The sequence below is a fragment of the Lysinibacillus sp. AR18-8 genome, from assembly GCF_001705465.1.
GTDB classification, from domain to species: Bacteria; Bacillota; Bacilli; order Bacillales_A; family Planococcaceae; genus Lysinibacillus; species Lysinibacillus capsici.
Genome location: NZ_MDGU01000027.1, coordinates 57786 through 77172, shown reverse-complemented (window position 1 = coordinate 77172; position 19387 = coordinate 57786). Strand labels below are relative to the sequence as shown.

Annotated in this window: 12 protein-coding genes; 6 read left to right on the top strand and 6 right to left on the bottom strand. The window is 36.7% G+C overall.

Features of this window, described 5'->3' with window-relative positions:
• The first annotated feature begins 108 nt into the window (after positions 1 to 108).
• Genes BFM98_RS18615 through BFM98_RS18605 form a run of 3 tightly spaced genes read left to right on the top strand, consistent with a single transcriptional unit; the run spans position 109 to position 2975 of the window.
• Positions 109 to 1188 (top strand): FecCD family ABC transporter permease, encoded by a 1080-nt coding sequence (locus tag BFM98_RS18615; protein ID WP_054548891.1) that lies wholly within the window; start codon positions 109 to 111, stop codon positions 1186 to 1188.
• A 4-nt stretch (positions 1189 to 1192) separates the two neighbouring features.
• Positions 1193 to 1954, top strand: coding sequence for an ABC transporter ATP-binding protein (locus BFM98_RS18610; RefSeq protein ID WP_054548890.1), 762 nt, complete (start codon positions 1193 to 1195; stop codon positions 1952 to 1954).
• 10 nt (positions 1955 to 1964) lie between these two features.
• Positions 1965 to 2975 (top strand): ABC transporter substrate-binding protein, encoded by a 1011-nt coding sequence (locus BFM98_RS18605; protein WP_066038144.1) that lies wholly within the window; start codon positions 1965 to 1967, stop codon positions 2973 to 2975.
• A gap of 79 nt (positions 2976 to 3054) precedes the next feature.
• On the opposite strand, the gene BFM98_RS18600 is transcribed toward BFM98_RS18605, so the two are convergent.
• The 4 genes from BFM98_RS18600 to BFM98_RS23520 form a co-directional block, all read right to left on the bottom strand.
• Positions 3055 to 3711, bottom strand: coding sequence for a 4'-phosphopantetheinyl transferase family protein (locus BFM98_RS18600; protein WP_066038143.1), 657 nt, complete (start codon positions 3709 to 3711; stop codon positions 3055 to 3057).
• Entirely contained in the window at positions 3708 to 6878 is a 3171-nt protein-coding gene (locus tag BFM98_RS18595) for a non-ribosomal peptide synthetase family protein (RefSeq protein ID WP_066038142.1), read from the bottom strand. The genes BFM98_RS18600 and BFM98_RS18595 overlap by 4 nt, the downstream gene beginning before the upstream one ends.
• Before the next feature lie 136 nt (positions 6879 to 7014).
• The gene (locus tag BFM98_RS18590; protein WP_054548886.1) at positions 7015 to 8763 is read right to left on the bottom strand and encodes a methyl-accepting chemotaxis protein; all 1749 of its coding nucleotides are present in this window, start codon (positions 8761 to 8763) and stop codon (positions 7015 to 7017) included.
• A gap of 525 nt (positions 8764 to 9288) precedes the next feature.
• Entirely contained in the window at positions 9289 to 9708 is a 420-nt protein-coding gene (locus tag BFM98_RS23520) for a hypothetical protein (protein WP_083225411.1), read from the bottom strand.
• Positions 9709 to 9857: 149 nt separating this feature from the next.
• Between BFM98_RS23520 and BFM98_RS18580 the strand changes: the two genes are divergently transcribed.
• Together BFM98_RS18580 and BFM98_RS18575 are read left to right on the top strand one after the other, a co-directional pair.
• Positions 9858 to 11195 (top strand): AAA family ATPase, encoded by a 1338-nt coding sequence (locus BFM98_RS18580; protein ID WP_066038140.1) that lies wholly within the window; start codon positions 9858 to 9860, stop codon positions 11193 to 11195.
• Positions 11188 to 11919: a hypothetical protein gene (locus BFM98_RS18575; protein ID WP_066038139.1), complete on the top strand. Its 732-nt coding sequence runs from the start codon at positions 11188 to 11190 to the stop codon at positions 11917 to 11919. The genes BFM98_RS18580 and BFM98_RS18575 overlap by 8 nt, the downstream gene beginning before the upstream one ends.
• A gap of 43 nt (positions 11920 to 11962) precedes the next feature.
• Here BFM98_RS18575 and BFM98_RS18570 read toward each other — a convergent pair whose 3' ends face one another.
• Together BFM98_RS18570 and BFM98_RS18565 are read right to left on the bottom strand one after the other, a co-directional pair.
• Positions 11963 to 17053, bottom strand: a complete 5091-nt coding sequence (locus BFM98_RS18570) for a DUF4132 domain-containing protein (protein ID WP_066038138.1) — start codon at positions 17051 to 17053, stop codon at positions 11963 to 11965.
• A 12-nt stretch (positions 17054 to 17065) separates the two neighbouring features.
• Positions 17066 to 17485, bottom strand: a complete 420-nt coding sequence (locus tag BFM98_RS18565; protein ID WP_066038137.1) for a hypothetical protein — start codon at positions 17483 to 17485, stop codon at positions 17066 to 17068.
• 605 nt (positions 17486 to 18090) lie between these two features.
• On the opposite strand from BFM98_RS18565, the gene BFM98_RS18560 reads away from it, so the two are divergent.
• Positions 18091 to 19263 (top strand): glycosyl hydrolase family 18 protein, encoded by a 1173-nt coding sequence (locus BFM98_RS18560; protein WP_406601352.1) that lies wholly within the window; start codon positions 18091 to 18093, stop codon positions 19261 to 19263.
• Positions 19264 to 19387 lie beyond the last annotated feature (124 nt).

The window sequence follows — 19387 nt, the reverse complement described above, 5'->3', positions numbered from 1 at the left end:
TATAATTAAAAATTTTCCTGTTGTTTTTCAATGGATTATCACTTACAATACAAATGAAAATGATAATCGTTATCATTGATTAATAGTTAAATAGATAGAGGTGAAATCTTGAATAAACAGGAAGCTAACAGAATAGGGACGGGCAATATTTATTATGTTATTATCTTGCTTTTAATAGCCTCCATTTTAATATCTGCCGTTTTTTCTGTATCAATAGGACAAGTCAGTATTCCTTTCAAGCAATCGATGGATATTTTGCTACATACTATATCCAATGGAAAACTTGGCACCCTTGATAGTGTGGAAAGTGAATCCTACTTGAATATTATTTTACAGGTCAGAATGCCACGTGTGGTTTTTGCCTTATTAATTGGTGTCGGTCTTGCATTGTGTGGGGCTGTCATGCAGGCAGTTGTCCAAAACCCGCTTGCTGATCCATACATACTTGGTATTTCTTCAGGAGCGTCATTAGGTGCAACCTTTGCTATTCTAGTTGGTTTTGGGAGTAGTGCATTGTTAGCACAATTTGGAGTAGCCTTTGGTGCATTTGCAGGGGCGATGATTACCTCTATGGCAGTGCTTATCTTATCCAGCATTGGAGGTAAAGCAACCTCAGTAAAATTGGTTTTATCAGGGGTTGTTATCGGTGCATTATGTAGTTCGTTTTCAAGCCTTATCATCTTTTTTGCCAATAATGCAGAGGGCATTAAAACTGTTACGTTCTGGTCTATGGGGAGTTTAGCATCTGCCAGCTGGGACAAAACACCAATTTTAACAATCGTGATTGTACTAGGAGCTGCATTATTCCTTTTCCAACATCGTGTGCTAAACACAATGCTACTGGGGGATGAATCAGCTATCACCTTAGGGATCAATTTAAGTGCTTATCGTAAATTATATATGATTCTTACCTCGCTTATTACAGGAACGATGGTCGCTTATGCAGGTATGATCGGTTTTGTTGGTTTAATTATTCCACATATCACAAGAGGTATTTTCGGGGCAGATCACAAACGATTAATGTTAGGAACATTGCTCTTAGGAGGCCTTTTCATGATTTGGGCTGATATTCTGTCTAGAACATTAATCCAAAATGTGGAATTACCGATTGGTATTATTACTTCTGTCATTGGGTCACCATTATTTATCTATATGATTGTAAAAAAAGGTTACAACTTCGGAGGGTAGAACAATGGAATTAGTAGCAAAGGAAATAGAAGTAAAAATCGGCAAAAAGGAAATCGTAAAAAACGTATCCATTCATGTGAATAAGCAACAATTTGTGGGCTTAATCGGACCAAACGGATGCGGAAAATCAACTTTACTGAAAAGCATTTATAAAAGCCTAGTACCTCAAAAAGGGATGGTCTTCTTAGATGATTTAGATGTTTTAAAAAGCGCCGAAAAAAAGATTTCTCAACACTTAGGTGTAGTTGGACAATTTAATGAAATGCACTTTGATTTAACGGTACAACAAATGGTGATGTTAGGTAGAACACCTCATAAAAAAATGCTAGAGTCAGATAACCAAAAGGATTTTGACATCGTAGAAGAGGCATTGACAAGAACGAACTTACAATCTTATAGAGAGCGCAGTTTTCTTTCACTATCTGGTGGTGAAAAGCAAAGGGTTATTTTAGCTAGAACGATTGCCCAGCAGCCTAAATTTATGATTTTGGATGAACCAACAAATCATTTAGATATTCGTTATCAAATTGAAATACTATCCTGTGTAAAAAGTTTAAACATCGGTGTTTTAGCAGCTCTTCATGATCTAGAAATGGCAGCACATTACTGTGATTATCTTTATGCAGTAAAAGATGGTGAAATCTATGCACATGGTACACCCCAAGAAGTTTTAACACCAGAAACAATAGAAGCTTTATATCATATCAAATGTCAAACGTTTACTAATCCAGTGACGAATGGATTAGGCTTTGCATATGGACTGTAGGAGGAAAAACATGAAGAAAAAATTATTATTAGGAATTGGTTTAGCAGCTTTATTAACATTAACAGCCTGCGGTAACACATCAAAAGATACATCTAAGGAAACTCAAACAAAAGAGCATTATCCACTGACAATTGAGAACTTTACAAAGGCTGAAGGTGGATCAACATGGGAAAAGAAAGATCAAGTATTTGATAAAGCACCAGAAAGAATTATGGCAAATACACGTCCAGCTGCAGAATTATTATTACATTTAGGATTAGGCGATAAAATCGTTGGTGTTGGTGCAAACTTTGGTGCAGTTGATAAAGCTGTTGAAGAAGAGTATGCTAAGCTAAATATTTTAAGTGATGAATATGTTGGGAAAGAGGTTACATTAGGTACTGATCCTGATTTAGTATTTGGTCGTGGTGGTTTATTTGATAATGCTGAATGGGGAGTAGGGACAGTAGATTCGCTTAATGAAATGGGTGTAAAAACATATGTTTTAGAGTCATCCGTAACAGGCGGCACGTATGATTCTATTTATAAAGATATAAAGAATATTGGTGAAATTTTTAATGTTCAAGACAAAGCAGATAGCTTTATTAAAGAATTAAAAGGTCGACAACAAGATATTTCCTCAAAATTAGAAAGTATAAAAGAAGAAAAAACATTTGCCTATTTGCATACAAATGATCCAAAAGAGCTTTTTGTTTATCCAGCACACGATGAAACATTCTTTAATGATGCATTCAAAATGGTTAAATTAGATAATATTTTTAAAGATGAAACAGGCGATGTAAGTGTTGAAACATTAATTGCAGCAGATCCAGATGTATTAATTCTTCCTAACTGGGACGGTTCTGATTTGACAAAAGTACGTGAAGAAATTTATGCGAATCCTAAACTATCAAGCATGAAGGCTATTAAAAATAAACAAATGTATATTGTAGATTACAATTACATGTTTGGCTATGGCTATAACACAATTGATGGAATGGAAGCATTAGCAAAAGAAATGTACCCAGACTTATTTAAATAAAACAAAAAGTGCTGTCCTAGCGGGTCGAATAAATGACACGTTAGGGCAGCGTTTTCTTAATACGGAGGAATAATTATTGTTATGGCTGTAGAAGCTGCTCTTTATTTAATATTGTGGTTATTAACTTAGAATTTTCATTGTTCCAGCAGACGGATACAGGATGCTGCTGATCGAGATAGAGTAATTGGGTAAAAAGGTCTTTCCTTGTTTTTTTTATGTTGGTGGTATCAAGCAAATATGGCGATAGGATTGGCAATAAGCCTGTTTTAAAAAGGGCCTCTTTTAAAGTCCAAAACTCATAAAAAACATGTAAAGGCTGATGAGAGACCAATTGACGCTCTGTCTCGGAAAGCGCATAAATCATCATATCTTCACTAACTGGCTTTATTTCTTCAACATCAATGCCCACTCGTCCGATAGTGGTGACTGCTAACACTATCCAATCCCCCGAATGAGAGAGATTAAAATCTCCCTGCCAATGAGGGTGTCCTGCAATATAAGGGCGCCCAAATTCATTATGAGCTAGTTGTAACAGAACGTCATCTATATAGGGAAGGAGTGCCCATCTAATAAGAGTGCTACCTAGCAACGCTCTTTGCTGATCCTGCCAGTGCTTGTATTGCTGAACTTTTCTTTGCACCTCAAAAGGGAGTACTTTAAGGAAAGCATCCCGTTCTGGTGGTGCTAACTGTACTCCTAGAGGAAGTGCAAATAACTTTATAGTTTGTTTTATCATCTTATATTGACTTGTTTTGGCTCAGGAAAGTAGCCTGTATCAATGCCATATTGAATCATTCTGTAAATAAAGGCTTTATTTGGTGCCGCACATTCAATCTTGGTATGAGCTAAAAATTCTATCGTTTTTTTGCAATTGAAGATAAATGGGGAGTCACTTGCTCCATCACCTTCAAGCTGCGCAATGGCTAACGATAAATATTCCTGTACATCTTTTGAATGATCACCATTTAATAGCCAATCTGTATACTCTTGTGTTGACACAATTGTTAGGTCATAACCAATTTCCTTAAGCATATCGATTAATTCTAAATAAGTAAGCGATACAGGGTTACATAAATGGAAGACATGGCCGTTGGTTGCTGGCTGGCTTGCCAAAGAAACAAGTGCCTGACTAGCATAATTGATTGGTGTGAAGTCAACATGCCATTGTGCGGTAGGTGTTTTACCTAAATAAAGCATTGATTTAATCATACGGTAAAAGGCATTGTCATCGATATTACGTTGGAATTTACCTGTTTCAGAATGACAGCTTAAATTTCCTACACGATAAATGGAGACAGGGATTGCATCCTGTACAGCGTTTCGAACAAGGTTTTCTGCTTCTAGCTTACTTTGAGTATAAACATTATCAAGCTTAACATTGTAATTGAAGTTACCTTTTGCTTCATTTGGTCCCCATTGTATGGCGGCTAGCTCCTCTGGAATGCCAATTGTCGATACATAATGGAAATGCACACCTGGTTTCTGTTTGGCTATTTCAAGCAAGTAGCGAGTTCCATTCACATTGACATTATTAAAATGATCAGCTGCACCAAAATGACGTACATCTGCACCACAATGAATGATAGCATTAATTTCTTTCATAATGATTTTTTCATCTTTATCAGATAAGTGTAGTCGTTGCTTCCCTAAGTCACCTTGGATAACAGTAATACGATCTTTCATCTGTTGAGCAATAGTATTGCCAAAATAAAATTGCATACTCTCTCTTAGTTTATCTTCAATCGTAGTTTGGGTGCTTGGTCGAATAAGGCAATATATGTGCGCAGTTGTTGTTGCTAATAGCTCATATAATACATGACTACCTAAATAACCTGTAGCACCTGTTAGTAATACCGATGTCATTGGCAAGGGCTTCACATTTTGGGAGACTTTTAGAGGACTAGGCTCCATTAAGTCCTTGAATACAATGCTTTTAGCTGGTTCGTCTTGATCTTCAATCGCTTCTGGTTGATAATGACGAATATAATGATCCAGTTCAGCAATCGTTTGATATTGGAAGAAATCCTGAATCTTTAAGAATGGTATATGTTTTTTCACTTGTACAAGAATCTCGAGCACTTTTAGCGAATGCCCTCCGATATGAAAGAAGTTATCGTGAATGCCAATTGGCTCAATACCGAGTACAAATTCCCATGCAGTAGCAAGCATACGCTGTGTATCATTTTCTGGGGCAATATATGTAGTACTGCGTGATAAAGTTAATTCCAATGAAGCTAAGTGTTTTCGATCAATTTTTCCTGTAGGGGATAATGGCATTTCTTGCAATTCAATAAATTGCTCTGGCACCATATAATCTGGTAAAAGATTTGCTAAGTAGTCCCTTAAAAGATTCTCCTCAAGCTGCATCCCACTTGCCACCGTATAGTAGGCAAATAAATGATTATTCCCATCAGCCATTTTCTTTGCAATGATCACAGCTTCCTGAATGCTCGTATGATTGCTCAATACTGTTTCGATTTCTCCAAGTTCAATACGGAAGCCTCTTACTTTAATTTGAGAGTCTTTACGTCCAACAAATTCAATGACACCAGTTGGCAATAGTCGAACTAAATCACCTGTTCGATACATTTTTTGATCTGGCTTTAAGAGATGAGGTACAAATACTTCAGCTGTTTTTTCAGGCTGATGTAAATAACCTGCTGCTAAACCAGCACCAGCAATACATAATTCTCCGATTACATTAACGGGACATAGCTGATCGTCCGTGTTAATAACGTACATTTCATAATTGGCGATTGGTCTACCAATAGGGATACTAGATTGCATGTCTGTTATCTGACTTTTCACCTTAAAATAGGAGGACAATACTGTACATTCAGTTGGTCCATACACATTAATAATTTCTGTAGAGAGTCCAAATTTGTCTTGCCATTTTTGAACAATGGCAGGCAATAGGGCTTCACCACCTACAGATAAATAATTTAATGTCGAAAGCTTTTTTCTATAGCTTACTGGTAAATGTGTAGCTAGCTGTGTAAAGAAAGCATTTGGAACAGTAGCGGTCGTTACTTGCTCACGGTCGATCATATCAGCAAATGCCTCAATGGACAAACGCTCTATACTTGTAAGCATATGAAGTCTTGCACCTGAAAATAAAGCAGTAAAGGTTTCTGTTATAGAAGGGTCAAAACTAAAAGAAATAAACTGGGAATAAACATCTTCTTTAGTTGAATGGTAGATTCGTTGATTATCTGTTATTAAATTAATGACAGCCTCATGCTTAAGCATGACGCCTTTTGGCTTACCTGTTGAACCAGATGTATAAATAATATAGGCTAAATCGGATGGAAGAATTTCACATTGGATATTTTCCTGTGAATATCCTTGCTCCATTTGGTTGATTGTGAACACTGTGCGTGTTTGGGAATCATTATGTATAAAATCATTCAGTAGAGCTGTATGTTCGTTTTTCGTTATGATAAATGGAGTACCTGTATCGTTTAATAGGTACTGACAACGTTCTTTTGGATAGCTCGGATCAATGGGGACATAAACTCCACCAGCTTTCAGGATACCTAACAAACTAATGACGGTTTCTTTACAGCGTTCCATAACTATCGCTACATAGTTTCCTTTTTGTAGACCGTTGGCAACTAACATATGAGCAACTTGGTTGGATTGTTCATTTAGCTGACGGTAGGTAAGTTTTCCACCTTCATAGGATAATGCGATTCGTTCCGCAAATTTTTGTGCTGCCTGATAAAATACGTCAGGTATTGTGGTGTTTTGATCGTAGTCAGCTATTGTACGGTTTAACGTTTGATATGCGAGTAAGTCTTCTCTGTTTAATAATTGTGTACTATTGGATTGAAGTGTTTGTTGGTCAAAAGAAAGCGTATTATTCTGTGATGGGTGTACATCAAATTCATTTTTATTATTCAATTATGACAACTCCTATTTTAGAAAAGGGCCGACACCTATGAAGGAGCGATTATCGTCATTAGGTCCACAGTAGTGAATCGATCTGTGAGAAACTAACGGACATAACTCTCCTTAATAAGGGCAGCCCTTTCATTTTTTATTTCACTACAAAGGTATTAACAACATTCATTAATTCATCAGATAGCTCGGATAATACTTGAGCTTCTTCAGAAACTCGTTGTACTGTATTCAATTGAGAGGCAGAAGTTGCTGCTACTGCTCTTGTATTGTCCTTTGAATTGACTGAAAAATCTTCCATATCTTTTACGGCAGATGTTACTTCTTCCATACCAGCTGCCATTTCTTCAATTGTTGCAGAAAGCTCTTGAATTTGCCCTGTCACATGGTGAATGGAAGTTAAAATCTGGCTAAATGATTTTTCCGAATCATTGATCATGACAATACCATGATCTACTTCTTCTACAGCGTGAACCATGATATTTACAGATTCGTTTGTATCATGCTGGATATGAGAAATAAGTGTAGAAATTTCTCTTGCAGATGCCTCAGATTGCTCTGCAAGTTTACGTACCTCATCAGCAACCACTGCAAAGCCACTACCAGCCTCGCCAGCACGTGCAGCTTCGATTGCCGCATTCAATGCAAGTAAATTGGTTTGCGAAGCAATCCCTGTAATGATTCCTACGATTTCTTCTATTTTATTAGAATGATCGCCAAGTAATTTAACAGAAGCTGCAGATTGATTAACAGCTTTGCTAATAGCATTCATTTGTGCAACAGATTTATTTGTCGATTCATTCCCTCTTTCAGCTTCCTCTGATGCTAAAATCGAGGATTCTGAAATTTGATTGGACGTCATGGCAATACGTTGAATACCAATATTCATTTCTTCAATGGTAATTGTACTTTCTTTTGCCTTTTGTACTTGAAGATCAGCGCCACTTGCAATCTCCTGCATGGAAGATGCTACATTATTATATGAATCGGAAGCTTCTTGCATATTTACAGATAAAACATTGGCTGTGTTTGAAACACGCTCAGAAACAATCGTTGTACTCTTAATAACATTTTTTAAGTTATCGATCATAGAATTAAAATTTTGTGTGAGCATTCCTACTTCGTCTGTTGAAGTAACTGGTAATGGTTCCAGCTCTAAATTACCTTCTGCGACTTTTTTAGATTGTAAGGAAAGTTGTTGAATTGGTGTTAATTTTTTTCTTAAAAGAGTGTAAACAGCAATGGATGAACCAATTAAGAAAATAACCGTTACTAATAACGTCCATAGGGCTTCAGACATCGCTTTTCCTGTTACCATTGATACGTCATAGTCAATGGCATAAGCAGCCAGCATATTCCCATTCTCATCCAAGATTGGTGTAAGGCCTGTTTTATAGCTACCATATTCATCGCTATAAATATCTGTTGCTGTTGCTTTTTTTGTATCAAAGACTTCTTTAATTCTTGCTAGGAAATCTGGAGATAAACCCATTGCAATCATATCTTGGTTATACTCTGCCCCTAGTTCAAGTATACTAGATGATAGAACAGGTGCATTAATATTTTCACCGTTAACTGTAATTAAAAATAGATTGGTAATGCTATCTGAATTATCATTGATTGCATCCATTTCACTAGTTAATCGTAGAGCATCAGGGTTACTATTTGTAGGATTCTCTAATATCGATTTTAGTGTAGTAATATCAATGGTTTTGGCTAGGATCATGCCTTTGTCAGAAAGAGATTGATTCATGTCTGTTAAATTACTATTTCTTACTATATAATAAGAAAGACCTAAAGTAACTAATCCAAATAATAATAAAATACTCACTACTATTGCAGTTAATTTCTTACTAATAGACATTTGCTGCTTCTTGCGTGTTTTCATGCTTTTCCTCCTAATATGATATAGCAAATATTTCAAGCTAAGGACTATAAATGGATAATTTAGTCAATGTACTACACATTGAAGATGTTGATGTTATTCGTAGAAGTCCAGATGCGTGTTAACTATTTATAAATGCAAAATAATCTATTTATCCCCTATCATTTAACTACTATACTGCCAAAAAAATTGATTCACAACCCAGAAAACTTACTATTTCAAGTCATGATTTCTATAAATAAACGATGATATATAGTTTTTTAGTCTATATATTTTTTAGGTTAGGTTAAATTTTTACAAAAAGCTATATATTTCCTAGTATAAAAAAGAAGTATGCTCAGATCCAACTTATTTTTAGTTGATTAAAAATTTGGCTGAAATACCAATTTCCAATTCCTTGTTAGGGCTTTTTACTTATTTTGTCATGACTTATATGTAAAGGAATTTGATGATTATTGTTATGGGAATAAAATGAAAAAAGGTTATTTCTTTATTCTTAAATAAAGAAATAACCTTTTCTAATTGTTGCTAAGGCCGCGGATTACCAAATATGCCCGGTAAAATATTAGGGAGTCCTGGTATTAATGGTGGTGGGAAACCAGGATATTGCCCCCCTGGACGTGGCGGATAAGGTTGCGGTGGATAAGGCTGTGGTGGATAAGGACGTGGCGGATAAGGTTGCGGTGGATAAGGTTGAGGCGGATATGGTGGGTATGGCGGCGGATAGGAACTACCAGGAGGTGTTCCTGTACCTGCAGCAGTGATTTGACTAACATCCACAGTCACTATTTGACCATTATCTAACTGAATTTCAGCAGTTCTTCCTCCAGTTCCGAATGTCCGAATTAATGTACCTGAATAAGTACCAGTAGGGAGTGTTACCCATATTTTCATACCTGGGCGAAATTGACTGTTAAAATCATCAGGGGCTAATCTAGGATAAACCAATGAAACACACCTTTCTTCATTTTTTCTAACATATGCCTATTACGATTTTTGTCATAGGCTATAGGCTATGGATACTTAAGTTCGAATTTGTTATAAAATAAAACGATTTTCATTATAATAAGGGAAAAAGCTAAAAGGATGTTTAGCACATGGCAATTATTAAGATAAAAAAAATAAACATACAAAATTTACGAAATGTACGACAGGGTGAAATTGTTCTCGCAGTAAATTTTGAGACATTTCTACAAGCGAATGTTGTTGGCCTATATGGACAAAATGGCTCTGGAAAGACAACCATTGTAGATGCATTTAGTTTATTGAAGACACTTCTATCAGGATGGCTTGCTGAAGTGAAGTTGCCCTCTCAAAAGAAGCGACTTATATTGGCAGGAGAGCAAACAGCTAGCATGGATGTAGAATTTCTAGTTCAGAATCAATTCGGTACATTTTTTGTGAATTACTATGTGGAGCTACAGGAGGATCAACATCGACTATATACTACGTTGGAGCGCCTTACCTATCGAGAAAACACGAAAGGGAAGCGATCAAAGATTTTAGTGGCTGTGACGGAGAGGGATGTACAAATTCGTCAATCGAAACTGGATGATTTGAGTGAACAAGCACGAATTCAATTACTGGTTATTCAACAGTTAGCAAGAAAACAATATATGTCATTTCTATTCCATAAAGATATAAAGACATTATTACAGGAACGGCTTTCTGAGCTAGAAATGCAGTTGCTACAAAATATTGCTGTTGATTTTAGTCGAGACTTACATGTTGTTAATACTCAAAATATTGCCCCACTATTTGAAGAACGGATGATGCCATTCAGTATTCATTTAGAGAAAACAAGAGGTCTTATTCCTTATGATTTAAATGGACCAGCTTTATTACCAGAGGATGCATTCTATGCATTATGTGAAGTTATTGAACAAAGTAATCAAGTGCTCTCAGCAATTATTCCTGGTCTGACGATTAAAATTAATATCATTACAAAGCAAATGATGGACAGTGGCGAGCAAGGAATTCGTTTTGAATTTTTGTCTCAGCGCGGGGAGCAGGAATTACCGCTACGAACAGAGTCAGAGGGAATTTTAAAGATTATTTCTATTCTTAGTGTATTAATTGCTGTATACAATAATCCGAATGCATGCGTGGTTATTGATGAATTAGATTCAGGTGTATTTGAATATTTGTTAGGTGAGTTGTTAACAGTGATAGATGAGGATGGAAAAGGGCAACTTATTTTTACTTCCCATAATCTACGTGTGTTAGAGGTGCTAGCTATTAAAAATTTATGGTTTACGACAACAAATGAACATCACCGTTATATGCAGCTAAAAGGTATCAAAGAAGTGAATAACGCTAGAGATGTCTATTTACGTGCTATCCAGCTTGGCGGGCAAGAGGAAGAGATATATAAGGAAACTAAAACATTTAAAATAAAGCGGGCTTTTCGTAAAGCAGGTGTTCAACATGACTAAAAAAGTACTTTTGATTATTGTGGAAGGGCAGACGGAGCAAATTATTTTAGAGGATTATTTAGATGCTCATTTTGCGAACTCCACAATACGTTTTGATGTACAACGAGAAGATATCTTAACAAAGTGGGATGCGCACAAACGAATACCGAATATTAAAAACAGTGTTGTACGAGTGATTCAAAGCTATCTTGAAAAATATAAATTTTTAGCCAATGATTTAACAGCGGTTGTTCATATTACAGATGCAGATGGATGCTTTATCGCACCAGAGTGCGTCAAGGTAGATGAGCGTATCGAGCAAAACTTATTTTATACAGAGGATGCTATTTTAGTGAAGTCGGATAAACGCAAAGAACAAATAGAACAACGCAATGATATGAAGGCTAAGAATGCTAGAATTTTGATTGCCAATGACCACTTTAGCATTAACCGTATGAAAGTACCTTATCAATTATTTTATTTTTCTACGAATTTAGAACATGTCTTATGGAATGAGCGCAATGAAATCCCAACAGAAAAAATACAAAAAGCAGATGAATTTATGGACAATCTGACATGCACGATTGAGGAATATTTAAGCACCTATCTACCAGTTAGTTCAGAGTTGTCTTATAGGGAAAAAATAAAGAAAAGTTGGTCATTTTTAATGGAAGGCTGTCATTCATTGCATCGTGGCACGAATGTACCGCTATTGTTTGAAATGATTAAAACAGATGTAAAGTAAAAACAGGTGACGAATGGAGTCACCTGTTTTTATCTAGAGTACGTTAGTGCATTTGCTCATAGCTTCGAATATGAGTTAATATAGCTGGATCTTTAATTTTTGTATCTTCACATAGTAATAAGAGCTTGGTCATGATCTCAGCCGTCCGTGGATCATCATCCACCATCGGTAAGAAAATTCGTCCACGATGCTGAGATGGGACAGCAATAATTGGGATCATGGAACCGCCTATTTGATGCAACACACCACTTCCTAAATGTAAGGAGTAACTTGCTAGCTTACCTTCTATGAGGGCATGTTGCTTTTTCACTTCCACATTGTTTAGCTTCAATAATTTAGCCAATTCTTCTACGATGATACTGCGCATTTCAACAGTAGAATGACTTGCCTCAGGGTCTACACCACCAACATGAGCTACGCTGACAACAAGATCAATATCTCGCATAACCTCAGAGAATATCGCAGCTGGAATATCATCTAAAACGATATCTTTGCCTGTTAGTCGATCATAGAAGTAAACACCTTCGATTGCAGGTGCTTCAATTTCTGCTGGCGTAAACCAATCTGCCTGTGCATACAAGGATGCCACAATATTTTCCTTATAATATACTTTACGTGGTCCTGTTTCATAGCTGATTTGCCAGCCACGTGTTTTCAACAGGGCTACTGTTTGTGAAGGATTTACTTGATGCCCTGCATAGCGCAATGAATGCTTCTGTGCTTTTTCATCAGCATTGATGAGATATAACTCACGGAACACTTGCTTAAATGGCTGTTTAATGTTGTGCTCGAACATATAGGATTGCCACTGTCTCCATTGACCGCTCTCTAGAAGATGGTAAGGATGAGCAATCTTTATAGAGGACGAAGGAGCAAGGTCCACAATGTCAGCCGATAAAAGCTGTAAACCTTCTGATGTCAGCATTCCAACGTAATTATCGCTAATAAATAGTAGTTTTTGTAACAGCGGAGCTAGAATCGGATGAGCTAATAAATGAATGAGCTCCTCGACTGAAAATACTGTTTCTAATTCCATTGCTTGCTCAAGCGCTGGGCGTGCTCGTTTATATTGCTCTTGTAAGTCTTTTCGGGCTTCCTGCAAGGTTACAATATCAGCATGCTTTTTTAATGCAGCAGGAACGTTCTTTAGACGTTTACCATCCTTTTCAACAATAATAGCTACAGAGGCATCATCCTCTATTTGTAGATGGGCTGTAATTTGCTCGATTTGTTGTGCTTTAAATAAATGCTTCATATCGTTAAAGGCAGATAACTCCATACGCCATGTGAAGCGAGTGGCTTCTCCATCCCCTGCATTGCGCGCTAAATTTTCTAGAGCGATACTTGCTGCTCGAGCCTCACTTGCGCGGCGTTGAGCACCAAATTGCTTACTTTCCTTCAAAAACTGTTGAATAAATTGATAGCGTGTCAGGGCGTCTTTGTCATCTGATTTTATGAAAGGGATAAGACCAAGTGCGCGCAGTTTATCTTTATTGCGTTTATCTTGAATTTCTTGCATTAACGGTTTTGGACTGAGCTTACCGATAGCTGTATCTGCATAAAGCTGTGCCCGACGATGGTTGGCTCCTTCAGAAGCATATTTTGCAGCATCATAAACAAGTTTGAATTTCTTAGCCCCAAGTGTTTGATAGGCGCTTTGGAACCAAGCTAAATCGAATGCACCATCACGGAAATCCTCAGCAGTGATGCTAGAGAAAAGGGCAATCTGATCTTTGGCAAAGTCGGATAAAGAATCTGTGGTGTGAGCGATAAAATACCAGGCTGATTCTTTTAGTCCATCCCAGCCAATCACTTCACTTACAAGGTCTATCCAATGCTGGTTATACATCATTGCTTCAATTAAACGTTCTTTAGAAATGTCTGTTTTCAGCCATGCTTCTTTTAATTGCTGGGCTGTTTCTTCTTTTTTAGGGTAACAGTTAGTTAGCAATCTGGAGAATACATCCTTTTTCGTTTCTGCCTGCCAAATATATCCTCGCGCAAGTTTTTCTCCGTCAAGTGCTTGTAGAATTTGTAAGAAATAATCAATACCCTCAAAATAAGAAATGCTACTAGCTAACTTTGTAACAGCAGTAGGCGTATCACCACGTTTTAGCTCTATGGCTAAAATACGATCAATCGCTTGTTCACGAATAGTAAAGAAGTCGGTTAAATCTTCAAATGACTGTTGATAGCGTTCTCGTAATTTAGTTGGCTCGTTAAATATTTCTGAAGCGAGCGTATTGGTAAAGATGGCCTCAAATAAGTGATCTTGCGTAAATAAACCAACCTTCATTGCGTCTAAATATTGGAATAAAGATACATTGTAGACGTTTGGCTTATAGCTTTCATTTTTCATACGCTTTGTTAGCTCTTCATTGAGAGCTAGCATTTTGACATATTCACCATAGGTTGAGTAATCAGACCAGCATCGATCAGCAAATGTCTCAATGACATCTAAATCGATAATGGTAGAAGTGGAACGATAGTAATAATAACCCTTCTCTCGAACATCAAGTTGCCACTGATCAGCAGGGATTTGTTTGAATAGCTGTAACATTATGCCTACTGCCTGTTCGAAGCGATTAAATTCGGGTGCATGCTTTTCGAGTAATGAAAGTGCTTCCTGATGTAGCACTGTATCACCTGAGATTTTGTCGATGTCTTGGGATAGCACTGAGAAAATCTGTTGAATTGTATCGTCATATTTCAAGGAATTAAATTGCGCAACACGTACTTTTAAATCTTTGTATTGGAAGAACGGTTTAATTAGTGTATGAGCTGCTTCGGAAAGATCATGAGCAGCAGGGTATTCTGATAGATTATGGTAAAAATTAAAATAGGCTAAGTCCTCATTACTAAATAATGCTGTCTTCATCCATTGAACAATTTCTTTGGGGATAGGATAAGCATCAAGACTAGCATGTCGTTGATTATCCGATTTAGTTGCCATTACACTATATCTTTGTCCTAATGTAGTGCTAATGGGTGTGTCATTCCATTGGTATGTTTCATATTCTAGTTCAGCATGTTTATCTAAAAGTTGAATAAGCTGCTCTAGCTTAGATAATAATTTATCAACATCATATTGAAAGAATTTTTCAAAAGGTGTAGGTTCCTGTATATAAAGAGGAGCAAGCTGTTGCCAAGGCTCTACACCATTCATTTGAATGGCTCCATCCGAAATACAGCCATATTGAATAGGGGGATGTGGTGTATACAAGCCAAAGCCATTACTCTCGTTATACTCAGGGACATCCCTTGTAATTAATTGCTCTAACAAAACTTGCTCGTTTTTAGTTACTTTTGGTAATAAGGAGCATAAAGCTGTAATTTGCTCGCTTGCTAAGTTGTATTGCTTAGAGGCTACTAGTAGTAATTCAAGCCCTCCAAGTCTCTTTAACTGCTTACTATCTTTTATCAGCCTTTCAGCACTTTGTAACAGATTATTCTGTGTCTGAACTTTTAAGAGTGAAATAGCTTCTTTACGAAGTGCACCTGATTTATTTGCTAAAAGATCTTCAATCTTTGCTATTTCTTCTTCTGTTGGTGTTAGAGCATGTATTTTCTTTAACGCAAGAGAACGATTGATGGAACTGCGATCCCGTAATGAATTAAATAAAAATTCACGTTGACCTTCTGTGACAGGGACAAGACAATAAATATTCAGTAGGCCGATTCTGCTAGATGGTGAGTAAGAATCTGCATGCTCAATAATCCGTTGGAATAATGCCTCGTCTTGTACATGATGGGCTAAAATAATTTGTGTTGAAATTAAATCTTCTAATGACAAATGGACATGGACAAAGGATAGAGGTTTACCTGTAATGTTAAGTCCATCTTTCGTAATTTCATTTTTTGCCCACTCAAGCTGTTCAAATAAAAGGTATTCAATCCCTTGTAACTGTGTGTTTTCTTGCATGAAGGTTTGAAGGATTTGCGCCCATTCATTGTCTCTTGCATACTCACTATTAATATGGTGATTAGCATAAAGAAAATTGCCCCATGCAAAGGCAAACAACTCGATATCTTTTGTTGATAAGATTAAATCCTTTACAAATGGCGCAGTGAAGGAAATTTTCGATAAGTTTTTCAAAAAGGCAAGCGTTGTAAGTTGGATATGCTTGTCACGCTTTAAGAGTATTGTTACAAGGTCATTTAATTTTGTATAGTCCTTTGTAGCAGTTGCCCATAATGCAACATAGATATCAATTGTACGTTCACTCGTTAACAGTTGTTCAACAAAGCTGTCTTCTTCGATTGCTTGGATGGCTAATGCAAGAACTTCCTCTGTTATTTTTTGATTTTCGAAACTATTATAGCCAAGTCCCATCCAAGTATCGACTGCTCGAATTACAGAGGAGAAGCGTGTTAGGCGATGTTCCTGAATAAGCTTCATCATGTTGAGTTGTGCATCAAGATTGCCATGGTCAATATTTTCTACTATTGCCTGTCGTAAACCTTCTTGTCGTGCAGCTGCTAATAAGAGTTTGCCAAGTGCATTATGCATCCGGTGATTACTCGATTTAAAAATACCTCGAATGAATGGATGACCGAAAAAGCTACTTTGATGTTCATCAAATAAAATACCTTCTACTGCTTCTTCAATTGACGGGTTTTCTAATGATAGTTCTTCAGCAAGCAACTGCTCAAAGACATTAAAACCCATTACTTTTGTATTTTCATTCTTTAAGACATAGGAGCTATAGTTTGGATAGGTTCCATGCTCATATTGACGATGATTCGTTAACAACTCCTGCAAAGTAATTTCCTCAAATGTCAGCATTTCTTCTATTAATTGTAAACATTGAAACAGATGGTCTTGCACTGGTTGAGAAGAACGAAAAGATCGACGTAAAACACCTCTTTGGAACATTGTAGCATCAAAGCGTAATGCTAGTTTCTTGATCTTAAGTGCACGTTCTTGTGAAGAAAACATGGTAAGCACTTCAAATAATGGTCCACTAAATAGTTCTTCAAGTGATGAATATTGCTGAGCAGCTATAAGCGTTTCAATGTCATAATCTCTATTGTCCATGTATTTTAACAATGCAGCTGCTAAAGGCTGTATTGCTATAGGTGCAGAATCAACTATACTTTGAAAATGTATTTTTTGTTCATGTGAAAGTGTCATATAAATCCCTCCTTACCAAATTCGTCCTGCAAGCATAGTAAGTTTAATAAATGTAAAGACATCGTATTCCTGTATGTTTAATGGTGTAGAAAGAGAATCTAAAGATTCTTCATTATGAAGGACTAAAAACAGCTCGTCCTGAAATGCTTGAAGCATTGTGGAAATAGCTTGATCCACTGACTGTACAGTATCCTTTTTCTTTTCTCCAAAATGTACTTTGCCATATTGAGCAGCTTCTTCTAGTTGCTGATCCGATAAATAAACATGAAGTGGTGTATCTACCATTTTCTCATTAAATTGTTGAACCTGCTGTGTAACAAGCTGAACAAGTAAATCTTGTAACGTTATGACAGGCTCTTCAATTGAAAATGAAATTTTTTCAAGTTTACGAGACTTCTTACCGATTACTTTTTGCTGGTAAAATAAACGCAATCTAACACCTCCTTACAATAATTTCATTATACAAGAGTGAGAACAGGGAAAAGAATAAGGCATATGACGCTAGTTGCGTAAAAAAATTTGGGAAAAGTGTTATCAAAAGTAGCCTGCTACAACTGATTTGTAGGGTAGAAAGTGGGTAAAAATTTACTGAAGATTATGCAGAAAATAGAACATTTGTACGATTATTGTTATCAAGATAAGTATCATTTTGCGTTTTTTTATTCTAATAACGGTGAAGAAGCAGAATATATTATTCATTTAACTTTTTAGACATACGTATTTAAAAGAACATTCTTTCATGAAATCTCATAAACGAAGATTATTATCATTAGTATTAAATAGGTGACATAATACAGCCTACTATTTATTTGCTATAAAATAGTGGTGTACTTTTGTGGAGTTGTTAACAGACATCTTTTCATCTCTGATTTCATAAGCTTTATAGGTATGATTTTATAAAGCTAGAAGGAGGCAAAATCATTCAAATACACGTTGTACGGGCTGGCGAGTCTTTATGGGGAATTGCACAGGCGTATGGGGCTACGGTTCAGAGCATTATAGATGCCAATCAAATTCCAGAGCCAAATCGTTTAGTTGTGGGGCAAGCTCTTGTAATCCCGATTGTCGGAAGCTTTTATTATGTACAGCCAGGTGATAGCCTATGGTCAATTGGCCAACGTTTCGGTATTAATTATGTAACACTTGCACAAGTAAATGGCATTAATCCAAATCAACCATTAGCAGTTGGAACGAGATTATATATCCCACAGCCACCAAAAACAAGGGCAGAAACATTAGCCTATTTAGAGCCGAGAGGAACATCAGTTAGTGAAGCACTCTTGAATCAAGCGAGGGAAGCGGGTCCTAATTTAACATATTTAGCTTTATTTAGCTATGAGGCTAGGCGTGATGGTACTTTACAGAGGCCACCAAGCCAAGGTGTGACACAAATTGCAAATGATACGGGAGCATCAATGGCAATGGTTATTTCTAATTTGGAGAATTTTAGTTTTAGTGGTGAATTAGCGAGAGATATTTTTCAAAGTACAGCTGTTCAAGATTTATTATTTGATAATATTCTTGCAGAAGCAAAGCGACTTGGGGATGTTAAAGATATCCACTTTGACTTCGAAAATTTGCCAGCAGATCAACGACAAGCCTATAACAATTTTTTAAGAAGAGCTGTAGAAAAATTTCACGCTCAAGGATATACAGTGTCTACAGCATTAGCTCCTAAAACAAGTGATAGTGAACGAGGACCATGGACAGCGGCACATGATTATAGAGCACATGGGGAAATCGTGGACTTTGTTTTACTCATGACTTATGAATGGGGATATTCAGCTGGCCCACCAATGGCCGTTTCACCTCTCCCAGAGGTAGAAGCAGTTGTAAAATATGCGGTGAGTGAAATACCTGCAAGCAAAATTATGTTGGGGCAAAATTTATATGGCTACGATTGGACGTTACCTTTTGTTCAGGGGGGACCGTATGCAGAAGCGCTTAGTCCACAGCGAGCCATTGAAATTGCTAAACGTTATAATGCAGCAATTCAGTATGATTGGAGAGCCCAAGCACCATTTTTTGAATACTATGATGAGCAAGGTAGGGCGCATATGGTATGGTTTGAAGATGCTAGATCTATTCAAGCTAAATTCAATCTCATTAAACAATATAACCTTCGTGGTATTGGTTATTGGAAATTAGGACTACCATTCCCTCAGAACTGGGTGTTAATTGGTGCCAATTTTGATGTGGTAAAGAAATGAGAAAATGAAGAAAAAAGGACGGATTGCCCAATGTATTTTCTTCGAAGAGGAAATTATCTGTAAAATTCATTTCTAATTATGGGTAAATATATTATAATTATGGTAAATAGTATTTTAGGAGGTA